Raw genomic sequence first — 11835 nt, forward strand, 5'->3', positions numbered from 1 at the left:
TGGCCCTCCCGCTCACGTCGCCTTGCCCGGGACTATGAGCGGCTGCCCGAAACCGGCGTGGCGATGATCCATGCCGCCATGAGCCGGATCATGCTGCGGCGCATCACGTGACCGGTCAGCGACTTTGCCGACAGTCAGTGAGCAGGCATTGTTCTGCCGGCTTTCGCCCAGGCAGCGATGGGCGTGTTGACCTTGATGGTGCTACCTGCCGAGCTGACGGTTGCCCCTGCCCGGGCCAAGTTCGTGCAGGGATAGCGCTAGCGACTGTCTCCACGAGACCGGGATACTATAAATAAAAGTGTTATGGCAATAATGTCGACAAAGATCGAGTGCCACGAAGACCTTAGAACAGAGATATCCAACTATTGCGATGGCCGTAGCAAGTGGTTGGAAGGCTGTTCAACCGCAGCGGAGTCCGACTGAATGAGCTGGGCATAATTCTGAATTTCCGCAGTGCCGATCGAACTGCGCGGCACTGCCTGCGCCGCACTCAGGTGACCTGCCGCCGCATAGGCCAGCGCCAGATTGTTCATCACCCGCGCCGGTGCTTCCGGACGCTGGGCCAGTAGGGCCAGGATCGGGATCGCTTCGTCTGGCCGGCCGACCAACATCAGTGACAATGCATAGTTGTTGCCGATGGCGAGGTCGCTTGGTGCCGCCTTCGTTGCCGCAGCGTGCCAGGGTAACGCCTCGGCATGGCGGCCGGCCAGATCGAGCGCCATTCCCTTGCCGCTGAGCGCCTCCGCATGGTTCGGTGCTGCAACCAGGGCACGCTCGAACAGGCCGAGTGCCTGTGGGCTGCCGCTGAGCAGGCGAATCCTGCCCGACTGGATCAGCAGTGCTGGAGCATCCGGCATCGAGGCGAGCGCCTGTGACAGTACCTCATCTGCCTGTGCTATGCCGCCAGCGCGGATCAGGGCAGCAGCATAGCGTGCCTGCGCCTGTGGATCGTCCGGACGATTGCCGGCCTCGATGGCGTAGATAGAGAGCGCCACCCCCGGCTGGCCGTTCGCTTCCGCCACGGAGGCCACCCGCATCCGCGAGGCCGTGTCCGGCTCCTGCAGCGCCGGCTGCTCAGAGACCGTGCAGCCGGCGACGAGCAGGCAGAGGAGGCCAGCCAGGGCCGGCCGGGTCGTGGCAGCGTTCACCTTCGGCCTCACAGGTTGTTCATGAGCTGGAGCACGGACGGGCCGATCAGGACGATGAACAGGCTCGGCATGATGAACAGGATCAGCGGCAGCACCAGCAATGCGGGCAGCCGCGCCGCCTTCTCTTCCATTGCCACCATGCGCTGCTGCCGCATCTCGGCCGCGAGCACCCGCAGCGCCTGGGTAAGGGGCGTTCCATAGCGCAGGGCCTGCGCCAGGGTGGCGCCCAGACGTCGGTAGCCTTCCAGGTCGGTACGCTCGCCCATCCGCATCAGGGCCTCGCGCCGGTCGGGCAGGATGCGCAGCTCCTGGCCGAGGATGCTGAACTCCCGCGCCACCGACGGGTTCGACTGCTCCATCTCCCGTGCCACCCGGTGCACGGCGGATTCCAGCCCAAGCCCTGCCTCCCCGCAGACCACCATCAGGTCCAGCGCGTCCGGCAGTCCCTTGCGCAGGGTCCTGAGATAAGGGCCGCGCAGGAAGCGCAGCACCCAGTTCGGCCCGAGCACGCCCAGCATGAGCGTCACCGCCACGATCATGACGTGCATCATCATGGTCTCGGTGAGCGCAGCACCCAGCAGATAGCCCAGCACCGGCAGGCCCAGCATCACCACGACCTTGATGCCGATGAAGGTCGAGGCCGCCCGGCGCGGGTCGAAGCCGGCCGTAGCCACGGCCCGTTCGAGTTGGGCCAGATCCTGCGCCGACATCAGGGCACTGCCGCGCAAGGCCTCGCCCAGCCGCGCGAACATGCCCGCAACGCTCAGCGCCAGCGAGGTGTCGCCCGGCAGCTGCTCCTTGCTGGGATGCATCACCGCACGGATCCGCCGGATCAGGTCGCCCTCCTCGGCCAGATGGGCCAGCACGACTGCGACCACAACCGACAGGCTCAGCGCGGCCAGGCCGGCGGCAACCGCACCGATGACGACGGGATCGGGCATCAGTCCTCCGTCGCCCGGCGGATCAGCCAGCGGATGGTGAGCGCGCCCAGCGTCATCAGGGTGAGGCCGGTCACCATCATCTTGAAGCCGACCGGATCGCTCCAGAACGTGTCGAGATAGCCTGGGCGGATCAGCGACATGGCGAGCGCGCAGATGAAGGGCAGGGCGATCAGGATCAGCGCCGACGCGGTCGATTCGGAGGCGAGCGCCTTGGCGCGTGCCGCCATGGCGACGCGCTTGCGCACGATGTCGGCGAGGTTTTCCAGCGTCTCGCCAAGGCTGCCGCCGGTCTGCGCCTGCAGCCCCAGCGTGACGGCCAGGAAGCCGTACTCGGTCACCTGGGTGCGCGCGTAGAGGCGCAGGAAGGCCGAATCCACGCTGTTGCCGATCGCGGTCTCGCCGACGATGCGGGCGAACTGCGGACCGGTGGGTGCCGGCATGTCGCGCGCCACGCTGCGCAGGGCCTCGGCCATCGGGAGGCCGGAGCGGACCGCGCGCAGGATCAGGCCCAGCGCATCCGGCACCTGCTTGAACAGGGCGTCGCAATAGCGGCGGTGCTGCCAGCGGAAGATCATCCGGGCACCTAGCACGCTGCTGCCGACTCCCATCGGGAAGGCCAGCATCCGGCCGAGATAGAAGCCGGCAACCCACCAGCCGAGCAGGCCGATGCAGAACGCCAGCATGGCCACCACCGGCCATGCCAGCACCTGCTCCTCCGGCAGTTCTGGGTTGAAGCCCAGGAGGCGGGCCATGCGCTGCCGGAACGGACGGTCGCTCTGCGCTGCCACGCGGATGCTGGGCAGCGTCTCCACCGGCACGTCCGAGGCGGACCGTGCCCGGCCGCCGATGTCCCGCACGCGGGCCCGCAGTTTGCGGCCACGCTCCCGGGCCATCAGCCAGATCGCGATGCCCAGCAGGAGAAGCGCCAGCAGCGCGGCCCCGGCGGCGAGGAGCCCCCGCAGGTCAGGCATCGGCGAGCGCCCGCATCCAGGCATCGCCCAGGCCGAAATAGTCCAGCCGATCATGGAAGCCTGGGCGCATCCCGGCCGTCACCCAGCGCCCCAGGATCCGGCCGCTGCGGTCCTCGCCGCCGAACTCGAAGGTGAAGATGTCGTTCATGGTGATGACGTCGCCCTCCAGGCTGGCGACCTCGGAGATCTGGGCGACCCGGCGGCCGCCATCGCGCATCCGCTGGATCTGCACGATGATGTCCACGGCACTCGCGATCTGGGTGCGGATCGCGCGCACCGGCAGGCTGGCAATGCCCATCTGCACCATGTTCTCGATGCGGGTCAGGGCATCGCGGGTGGTGTTGGCGTGGATGGTGCAGATCGAGCCGTCATGGCCGGTGTTCATCGCCTGCAGCATGTCGAAGGCCTCCGCACCGCGCACCTCACCGACGATGATCCGGTCGGGCCGCATCCGCAGCGCGTTCTTGATCAGCTCGCGCTGGTGGATTTCGCCCTTGCCCTCCAGGTTGGGCGGGCGGGTCTCAAGGCGCACCACATGGGGCTGCTGGAGCTGCAACTCCGCTGCATCCTCGATGGTGACGATGCGCTCGTCATGGTCGATCAGCCGGCTCAGTGCGTTCAGCATCGTGGTCTTGCCGGAGCCGGTGCCGCCGGAGATCACGATGTTGAGCCGTGCCCGCGCCGCGATCTCCAGGACCCGGGCCACTGCCGGCGACAGGCTGCCGAACCCGATCATCGTCTCGAAGTCGATCTTCTTCTTCGAGAACTTGCGGATGGAGATGCAGGCGCCGTCGATGGCGAGCGGCGGGAACACGACGTTGACGCGGCTACCATCCGCCAGCCGGCAGTCGACCAGGGGGCTGGACTCATCGACGCGCCGGCCGGCGGCGGCGGCCATCTTCTGTGCGATGGTCGCGACCTGGGCAGCGTCGCGGAACCGGACATCCGCCCGCAGCATCTTGCCGCGCACCTCGATGAACACGTGGTTGGGCCCGTTCACCATGATGTCGCTGATGCTGTCGTCGCGCAGCAGCGGCTCCAGCGGGCCATAGCCGACCATGTCATAGGCCAGCTCCTCGGCGATCCGCGCCTGCTCGTGCGCCGCCAGCTCCAGGCGCTCCCGGCTGGCCAGATCGTGCACCAGCGATTCGAGCTGTACCTGCAGGGCAGCGGCCGGCAGCACCGAGGCCGCCACCGGGTCCACCCGTTCCATCACCTTGCTGCGCAGGCGGCCAACCGGGGATTCACCGGCCGGCCTGACATCCGTCGCCTGCACCGGCGGCATCGCCGGGGCCGCAGCGGGGGCAGTTTCATTCCTGCGACCGAAGGTCTTCATCGTCCCAGCAGCCAGCGAAAGATGGAGCTGCGCTTGGCCGGCTCAGCACGGGTCCCGACGATCTCCTGGGTCAACGGTGCCAGTGCCTTGCGCATGGACGCACCGGCCGCTCCCGCAGACTGTCCAAGGTTCGCGGCCTTGGGCAGGTGCCGCGGCAGGTCGGGAATGACGACGTCCGGCCGTCGCCCAAGTCCTTCGATCACGAGCGGCAGCTTCAGCCCGCCAGCCACCCCTGCCCGGTTCAAGACCAGGATCGGCTGGCTCATGCTGGAGATCGAGGTCATCAGCTTGCGCACCGCCTCCGCGTCCCGGATTCCCGCGAGATCAGGCCCGAACACCACGACCTGGCTGCGCGCCTCGGCCAGCACCTGCCGCTCCAGGGGCGATGGCGGCATGGGCAGGTCGACCACCACATGGCTGAAGCGCTGACGCAGGAGTTCCAATAGCCGCGGGGCTGCATCCGGTGCCGGGTTGGGCTGCACGTCGAACGGCTCCTCGGCCGCGATCAGCCGCAGCCGCCCCTGGATCGTGACGGCCATCCGGTCGAGGAACAGCGCATCCGCCCGATCCGGCTCCTCCAGCGCCACCCGCAGGCCGTTGCTGCCCTTCACGCCCAGCATCATCGCGGTCGTCCCGCCGCGCAGATGCAGGTCCAGGAGGGCCACATGCCGCTTGGCGGCTTCCAGCTGCAGCGCCAGGTGGATCGCCACGGTGGTGGCTCCTGCCCCGCCTCGGGCACCGCACACGGCAATGATCTGGCCGCCGCGCTGCAGCGTCTTCTCGCCCGACGGCACCACCAGGGGGCCGAACAGGGCGGAGACATTGCTGCGGGTCAGCGGCTTGTAGATGTACTCGTCGACGCCGAGGTCGCGGGTGAGCTCGCGATAGAAGCTGACCTCCGAGCGGTCGCCCACCACCAGCACCCGGACGTCCGGCGTGCAGACCGTGGCCAGCTCGTTCAGTGCCCGGATCGGATCCTCGAGGCCGGAAATGTCCACGAGCAGGACACGCGGGGTGGGCTCGCTCGCGAGCGCTCGGGTCGCCGTGCGCGCGGTGCCGCGCCGGATCTGGACGCCGGCCATCATGTCGGCCAGGCCGGCCTGGATGGCCGCCTCGCTTTCCTCGTCGGCGACGAAGGCCAAAAGCGCCGCGCGATCGGCCTCGACCGCAGCCGGTGCGGGAGGCGGGTTCATGGCACGATGTTCCCCACCGTCATCCCCGCCTCACTCGCCGCCCAGGCTGGTGAAGGATTCGGGCAGCGGGGCGCGCTCGCCCCTGAGCAGCCGATCGACGGCATCGGCCGCGGTCGTCCCGGGCGAACCTTCCGCAGCGATTCCCTGCCGCGCATGGTCCGGCTCGACCAGCATCGCCTGCAGGTTGGCTTGGTTGATCCCGGTGGCCCGCAGCGTACCCGGGCGCTCGAACGGCTCGCGGTCGCAGGCGGCGACAGCGAGAGGCAGGAGCAGGATTACGATGATGCGGCGCATGGCGGCTAGTCCAGGATGAAGCCGGCATCGAGTGGCGTCGTGCCGAGCGGCTCCGGCGGGAGGCCGCGCGCCACCTGCCGGTTGAGCAGGATCCGTTCCAGGTCGGTGGCAGGCCGGAACCCGTCGAGCGGCGTGGCGAGAGCCTGCGGGTCGGACACCGGCTGGACGAGGTAAGGGGTCACGATAATCACCAGCTCGGTCTCGTTGCGCCGGAACGCCTCGGACCGGAACAGCGGGCCCAGCACCGGCAGCTCCGACAGGCCCAACACGCCATTGCTGAGCTGGGCAGTGGAGCGCTGCAGGAGGCCGGCGATCGCGAAGCTCTGGCCGCTACCGAGTTCGACGGTGGTCTCGGCGCGCCGCACCGACAGGGCCGGAATTCGCAGCGAGCCGTACCCGATCGGCACGTCGATGGCGCCGTTGTCGGAGAGTTCGCTGACCTCCGGCCGCACCCGCAGGTTCAGCCGGTCCGGGGCGAGCACGGTCGGCACGAAGGCGAGGCTGACGCCGAACGGCTTGAACTCGATGGTGATGCTGTCGTCGTTCGCGGCGACCGGAATCGGAAACTCGCCGCCGGCCAGAAAGCTGGCCGTCTCGCCTGATTGGGCGGTCAGGTTCGGCTCGGCCAGCACCGTGATGAGCTGGTCGGCTGCGAGCGCGTCGATGATGGCGTTGAGATCGAAATTGGCCGAGCGATAGCCGATGCCGATCCGGTTGGGCAGCCCGCCACTGTTCAGGCCGGCCGGCCGCCCGTTCAGCGTGTTCAGGACCTGGCCGCCGATGGCAGTGCCGGCAGAGAACGGACCGGCACCGCCCGTGATGAAGCCGATGGCGAAGCTGCCGCTGCTGAACAGGGCCTGCCAATTGAAGCCGAGCTCGCGGGTGATCTCGCGGGACACCTCGATCGCCCGGACCCGGACGTTCACCTGGATGGCCGAGAGCACGGTGAGCTGGTTGACTACCTCCCGGCCCTCGCCGAGGAAGCCGCGCGCCATCGCCACCACCGCCTGGGCATCCGCCGCGGTCGCGACGGTACCGGTCAGTACCAGGGTATTGTCCGACGCCGACGCCCGAACCTGGTTGCCGGCAGGCAAGGTGCGGTGGATGGCTGCCTCGATGGTGCCGGCGTCCAGCGGCGCCAGCTTCGGCTTTCCCGCCTTATCGGCCTCGGGGGTGACATCGACCGCAGTCTCCGTCGCCGGGCTCGGCAGGACGGTGACGTCATATTCGGCGATCGGTACGCCATCCCCCGCGGTCGCGATCACCGTGGTGCGCCCGGGCGCCACGCCCATCAGGAAGAGCGTGGTCGCGGAGGCCGGCTGGACCCGCGCGATCCTGGGATCGGCGGCCAGCACGGTCGCGGCCTGGGCCGGCAGATGGACGAGCTGCCCGGTGCCGACCTCCAGCTCCAGGCGCTGCGGAGCCTGCACCGTGGGCACGGGTTCCGATTGGACAGCCTGGGCCGGCGGATCGAGGAATTGTTCCTGAGCCGATGCCGGCGCGATCACGCCAAGAAGGATCAGGCAGGCGGCCCAGGGCCGGATGCCTGGCCTCATGGCAGGACCACGTCCTGCTGATCGCTCCCCTGAATGACCCGCATCCGGGCCGCCACCGCCGGCGGCGGCGTGAGCAGTGCCGCGGAGACGTCGGCACCATAGACCGGGCCGGTGCGGTCGGCGATGACGGCGGGAACTGCACCGTCGACGGCGCGGACCGACAGGGCGATGCTGCCCAGCCGGGCCGCCACCGCCACCCGCTCGGCCTGCTCGGGCGTCACCTCGAGCGTCACCGTCTGGGGCGCCTTGCGCTCCTCCTCGACATCAGAGCGGCCGAGCGCGATCTGCTGATCCACCGCGATGATCCGGACATCGGTGAGCACCGTCTCGCCCGCCACCCGGCGCCCCTTGTCGGTCCCGTCCGCCTCGATCTCCTGGGTGAGGATCAGGTCGACCTGGTCGCCCGGCCAGATCAGCCCGGCGGCACCGGTGACGGCATCGACGCCGATGGAGATCGCGCGGGTGCCTGGCCGCAGCACGGCGGCGAGAAAGCCGCGGTCACGCAGGCGCAGCACGTCGGCGCGCAGGATCGGCGACCCCGCATCCAAGTAGCGGCGCAGCAGCGCCCCGCGCACCTCGGCGCGCACGTCGTCGGACTCGACCAGCACCCCCTCCGGCACGGCATCCGGCGGCACCTCGCGCACGACCAGGTCACCATCCTTGAGCAGGGTCGCGACCGGCAGCGCCTGCGCCGCGACGAGGATCCTCACCGGAGGCGGCGGCGGCTCGATGCCCTCGGTCGCAAGGGTGACATCTCGTCCAGGGACAAGAGTATGCCAAGCGACATAGCCCAGGCCGACCGACACCATGATCAAGGAAAACACCAGAAGAAGGCGCAGGATCATGTCTACTCAATCGACGTTCGCGCTCAAAGAGAACGCAGCAGAACTGACGCGCCGCCAAGTGCAATTGCGCAACCATACGGCAGAGATTTCCGACGACGAATACGTTGTGACTCAACGTTCCGGATCCGGCGGAGCAATGAGTCACGCGGACCTGAAGTTTTTCTTCCAATAAATCCAGAAAGTACTAGATAAATTACTCCGTGTATTCCACCAAATAACGCAGTCGCGACGAAGAAATAGTAACAATCGACCGGAGCCAAACCGACAGCAACAGCTGTAGCCAGTTTAACATCACCGCCGCCCATCATACCTCGTCCATGCAGGAATACGAGCAGACAGAACAGCAGTAGTGCTCCCGCAAGCGAAGCCAGAAGCGCTCCTGGTCCGAGCACCACGCGCGTTGCTATTCCAATCCCTAATACTCCTAAGCTGATTAGGTCGGGAATGGTGCGGACCGCGATGTCACGCCATGCCGCCACAACAAGTAAAGCTACTCCAGCAACACTAAATACAGCGACCATGGGCAAGGTTGCCAGTTGCAAGGCCAAGATGCTGGACGTGCACGGCCTCGAATGTTGTTGGACCGATCTTCCTGGAACAGTGAGCGGCTGTGCACTCTGACACAGCCGCTCCTTGATCAGCTTACGGCGTAAGGGCAGTCGTCACCTGACCAAAGGTTGCCGTCAACTGCGGAGCCATCAGAACAACGCCGCCAGCGACAACCAGAACGATACCAGCAGCAATCACGCCATATTCCAGCGCGGTGACGCCCTTGCGGCAGGCCAGCGCAGCCATGACACGCGAAGTGACCATTTCAACCATCAGCTCATTTCCTTCAAATTAGCTGTACAGTTCGACCTAGAACCCGAAGCAGATATCTGCCTGAGGCAAGACAATGCTCCTACTCGTTCTAGGACGATTTTCCGCATTGTCATGTTCGTACTAGCGCCTTCTGGAGCCACGAGCAAAGGCCTCTGCGACAATAATGACCAATCATTATATGGTTAAAATCCAGTGTGTTAACTGTGTCAATAGAAAAATTAGCAAGAGAAACGGACATGGTTTCCTGTTTTCAACCAGTAGGTGTACGGACGTGCATCCTATATCGTTGTTGTTGCAGATCAGCACTTGTACAGCCCATTTGGGCATGCTCTCCTTTCCCGCAAAAGTAGGAACAGTCTCGTTGAGAGCGCGGCGCGGCACGAGGCCTGCCTGTGCTCTTCTAGGCTCGTTCACGTGATCCATGGATCCTGCCCAATTGGCCAAAGCTCTCAGTCTGTCGCGGAAGTGCCGCATCGGGCAGTTGCGGGACTTCGTCCGTGACCACGGCCGGAAAAGCGTGCAACGCCTCTGGCCGGCCGACCGGCGCGGTGCCGTCTCCCTGATCTTCGCCGTCAGTGCCACCGCCTTCTTCGGCTTCGCTGCCCTGGCGACTGAGGCGGGTAGTTGGTATCTGGTCCGCCGCAACGCGCAGAACGCCGCCGATGCCGCCGCGATGGCCGGCGTGATTGCCCTTCAGCTCGCGACGCCGGCCAATCGTGCCGCGAAGATCAGCGCCGTGGGCGCCGACCTCGCCGCCCAGAACGGCTTTGCCAACGACACCGGGACCATGGTCGCGGTGCGGCACCCGCCTACCAGCGGCGCACAGACCGGCAATCAGGCGGCGGTGGAGGTCCAGATCACCCAGGCTCAGCCACTTCTTCTGGCCGACCTGTTCCTGGACGAGCCGCCGGTCGTGTCGGTCCGGGCCGTGGCCGTGCTCCAGGACCGCAGCCGCGTCTGCCTGCTGGCCCTGACCGGATCGGTGACGATCCAGAACTCCAGCTCGTTCAGCGCCGACGGCTGCGCGGTCGGCTCGAACAGCACCGGTGCTGCGGCGATCAACATCCCGCAGTCGAACAGCTCGGTCGTCGCCCAGAGCATGATCTCGGCCGGCGGCTGCAGCGGTTGCGGCCGCTCCAGCGTGCGGCTGAGCCGAGACTATCAGGAATACGCAGTGCCGAGCACCAACGTCTATGCCCATCTGGACGCCAAGCCGGCCCCGGCCGTGGCCTCCTGCCACAATACCGGCCCGCTCAACGTCAACGGCCCCCTGACCCCGTACAATGCCTCGCAGCGCAAGGCCTATTGCGACAACGTCACGGTTTCGAACACATCGAGCGTCACCTTCCCATCGGGCACCTATGTCTTTCGCGACGCCTCGCTGACGATCGGCAGCATCTCCAGCTTCACCTGCCTGAACTGCACGTTTCTCTTCATCGGGGCGAACCCTGGCCGGCTCAGCATCTCCAACCTGTCCTCGGCGCGGATCACCGCCCCCGCCGCCAATACCCTCGATGCGGATTATGACGGCATGCTGTTCTATCGCGCCTCGTCCGGCACGACCGGCAATTCCGGATCGCCAACCCTCAACCTGCAGAACGTCAGCTCATTCGACCTGGCCGGCGGCATCTACTTCCCCGGCGCCTACGTCCGGATGGGCAACGTCAGCTCGGTCAGCAACGCGGACTGCCTGCCGATCGTCGGTGGCACGCTCGACATCGGCAATCTCAGCTCGTTCCGGATCTCGGTAGCTGGCTGCGCCGCCTACGGCACCCCGGTCCCCGCCCAGCAGGGCCCGCGGCTGGTGGAGTAGCACCATGCTCCGATGGAACCGGCTTCCCCGCCGTCTCCTGCTCCTCTGCCGGGACCGGCGGGGCGTGGCAGCGCTGGAGTTCGCCGTCATCCTGCCAGTGCTGGCAGTGACGCTGATGGGCCTGATCGACCTGGGCAGCGCTGTCCAGCAAAGCATCCGCCTGGAAGCGGCCGCCCGGGCCGGCGCCCAGTACGCAATGGCTGCCCCGAGCGACCAAGTCGGCATCGCCGATGCGGTGCGCGCGGCGCTGCCGGACTGGACGGACTTCACCGTCGCGCCCGCTGCCATGACCTGCGTCTGCCCCGGCACCGGGCCGGCCGGTTGCGCCAGCACGACCTGCGTGGCTCCCCTTGAGCGCTACGTGTCGATTTCCGTCACTCGCAGCTTCACCGGTCTGCTCCTGACCGACCTGACCACGCTGCAGGGCGACATGACCCTGCGTATTCGCTAGCCCCTGGAGGAGCTTCATGCGTTGCCGCAAAGGCACGACGTCGTTGGAGTTCGCGATCGTCGGTGCACTGTTCTTCGCCATGCTGATCGGCACGATGGAGGTCGGGCGGTTCTACTTCACCCAGCAGTCGCTGCGGGAAGTCACGGCGGCTGCAGCAAGGCGCGCCATGGTCGATGCCTCGTTCAGCGGCTGCGCTGCACCCCTGGAAGAAGTCGCTGGGATGACACCGCTCCTCCGCTCGACCTCGCTTACCTTGTGCGTCACCCGGACGACCTCCGCAGGCCTTACCACTCTGACGGTCGATGCTGCCTATCCATTCGCGGCTGTCCTCCCGATGTTGCAGCTAGATGGGAACCAGCTGACTGATCGAACAACCGTGACCTTCAGCAACGACTAGGTGTTTGATCCCGCAATGTGGTGGTACAATGGATCACCATGCGGCAAGGGATGCGCTATGGGCCAGGT

13 protein-coding genes are annotated in these 11835 nt (G+C 66.8%); 3 read left to right on the top strand and 10 right to left on the bottom strand.

The window, feature by feature from the left end; translation table 11 throughout:
* Positions 1 to 362: 362 nt before the first annotated feature.
* The 10 genes from HLA95_RS25645 to HLA95_RS25690 all read right to left on the bottom strand — a co-directional run bounded on the left by HLA95_RS25645 (position 363) and on the right by HLA95_RS25690 (position 9106).
* Positions 363 to 1148 (bottom strand): tetratricopeptide repeat protein, encoded by a 786-nt coding sequence (locus HLA95_RS25645; RefSeq protein ID WP_191058674.1) that lies wholly within the window; start codon positions 1146 to 1148, stop codon positions 363 to 365.
* An 8-nt stretch (positions 1149 to 1156) separates the two neighbouring features.
* Positions 1157 to 2089 (bottom strand): type II secretion system F family protein, encoded by a 933-nt coding sequence (locus tag HLA95_RS25650; protein WP_191058673.1) that lies wholly within the window; start codon positions 2087 to 2089, stop codon positions 1157 to 1159.
* Positions 2089 to 3060: a type II secretion system F family protein gene (locus HLA95_RS25655; protein ID WP_191058672.1), complete on the bottom strand. Its 972-nt coding sequence runs from the start codon at positions 3058 to 3060 to the stop codon at positions 2089 to 2091. Before HLA95_RS25655 ends, HLA95_RS25650 begins: the two co-directional genes overlap by 1 nt.
* Positions 3053 to 4396 carry a TadA family conjugal transfer-associated ATPase gene (locus HLA95_RS25660; RefSeq protein ID WP_191058671.1) on the bottom strand — a complete coding sequence of 448 codons (1344 nt, stop codon included), beginning with the start codon at positions 4394 to 4396 and terminating at the stop codon, positions 3053 to 3055. The genes HLA95_RS25655 and HLA95_RS25660 overlap by 8 nt, the downstream gene beginning before the upstream one ends.
* Positions 4393 to 5589, bottom strand: a complete 1197-nt coding sequence (locus HLA95_RS25665; protein WP_191058670.1) for a CpaE/TadZ family protein — start codon at positions 5587 to 5589, stop codon at positions 4393 to 4395. The genes HLA95_RS25660 and HLA95_RS25665 overlap by 4 nt, the downstream gene beginning before the upstream one ends.
* A 30-nt stretch (positions 5590 to 5619) precedes the next feature.
* Entirely contained in the window at positions 5620 to 5883 is a 264-nt protein-coding gene (locus HLA95_RS25670) for a hypothetical protein (RefSeq protein WP_191058669.1), read from the bottom strand.
* Positions 5884 to 5888: 5 nt separating this feature from the next.
* Positions 5889 to 7322 carry a type II and III secretion system protein family protein gene (locus HLA95_RS25675; protein WP_191058668.1) on the bottom strand — a complete coding sequence of 478 codons (1434 nt, stop codon included), beginning with the start codon at positions 7320 to 7322 and terminating at the stop codon, positions 5889 to 5891.
* Positions 7323 to 7435: 113 nt separating this feature from the next.
* Positions 7436 to 8284 (bottom strand): Flp pilus assembly protein CpaB, encoded by an 849-nt coding sequence (gene cpaB / locus HLA95_RS25680; RefSeq protein ID WP_191058667.1) that lies wholly within the window; start codon positions 8282 to 8284, stop codon positions 7436 to 7438.
* Between the two features lie 23 nt (positions 8285 to 8307).
* Complete coding sequence (locus HLA95_RS25685) at positions 8308 to 8826, bottom strand: A24 family peptidase (RefSeq protein ID WP_191058666.1); 519 nt, start codon at positions 8824 to 8826, stop codon at positions 8308 to 8310.
* Positions 8827 to 8926: 100 nt separating this feature from the next.
* Positions 8927 to 9106 (bottom strand): Flp family type IVb pilin, encoded by a 180-nt coding sequence (locus HLA95_RS25690; RefSeq protein WP_222184956.1) that lies wholly within the window; start codon positions 9104 to 9106, stop codon positions 8927 to 8929.
* A 517-nt stretch (positions 9107 to 9623) separates the two neighbouring features.
* Between HLA95_RS25690 and HLA95_RS25695 the strand changes: the two genes are divergently transcribed.
* The 3 genes from HLA95_RS25695 to HLA95_RS25705 are packed head-to-tail and all read left to right on the top strand — an operon-like array spanning position 9624 to position 11767.
* Positions 9624 to 10919 (top strand): pilus assembly protein TadG-related protein, encoded by a 1296-nt coding sequence (locus HLA95_RS25695; RefSeq protein WP_191058665.1) that lies wholly within the window; start codon positions 9624 to 9626, stop codon positions 10917 to 10919.
* Positions 10920 to 10923: 4 nt separating this feature from the next.
* Complete coding sequence (locus HLA95_RS25700) at positions 10924 to 11370, top strand: TadE family protein (protein ID WP_222184958.1); 447 nt, start codon at positions 10924 to 10926, stop codon at positions 11368 to 11370.
* Positions 11371 to 11386: 16 nt separating this feature from the next.
* On the top strand, positions 11387 to 11767 hold the full coding sequence (locus tag HLA95_RS25705) for a TadE family protein (RefSeq protein WP_191058663.1): 381 nt from the start codon (positions 11387 to 11389) through the stop codon (positions 11765 to 11767).
* Positions 11768 to 11835: the final 68 nt, after the last annotated feature.

The organism is Geminicoccus harenae (assembly GCF_019800005.1).
GTDB lineage: Bacteria > Pseudomonadota > Alphaproteobacteria > Geminicoccales > Geminicoccaceae > Geminicoccus > Geminicoccus harenae.

Coding starts and splice junctions, on each gene's coding strand:
- HLA95_RS25650 (WP_191058673.1), bottom strand. CDS start 2,089: ATGCCCGATCCCGTCGTCATCGGTGCGGTTGCCGCCGGCCTGGCCGCG.
- HLA95_RS25655 (WP_191058672.1), bottom strand. CDS start 3,060: ATGCCTGACCTGCGGGGGCTCCTCGCCGCCGGGGCCGCGCTGCTGGCG.
- HLA95_RS25660 (WP_191058671.1), bottom strand. CDS start 4,396: ATGAAGACCTTCGGTCGCAGGAATGAAACTGCCCCCGCTGCGGCCCCG.
- HLA95_RS25665 (WP_191058670.1), bottom strand. CDS start 5,589: ATGAACCCGCCTCCCGCACCGGCTGCGGTCGAGGCCGATCGCGCGGCG.
- HLA95_RS25670 (WP_191058669.1), bottom strand. CDS start 5,883: ATGCGCCGCATCATCGTAATCCTGCTCCTGCCTCTCGCTGTCGCCGCC.
- cpaB (WP_191058667.1), bottom strand. CDS start 8,284: ATGATCCTGCGCCTTCTTCTGGTGTTTTCCTTGATCATGGTGTCGGTC.
- HLA95_RS25690 (WP_222184956.1), bottom strand. CDS start 9,106: ATGGTTGAAATGGTCACTTCGCGTGTCATGGCTGCGCTGGCCTGCCGC.
- HLA95_RS25700 (WP_222184958.1), top strand. CDS start 10,924: ATGCTCCGATGGAACCGGCTTCCCCGCCGTCTCCTGCTCCTCTGCCGG.
- HLA95_RS25705 (WP_191058663.1), top strand. CDS start 11,387: ATGCGTTGCCGCAAAGGCACGACGTCGTTGGAGTTCGCGATCGTCGGT.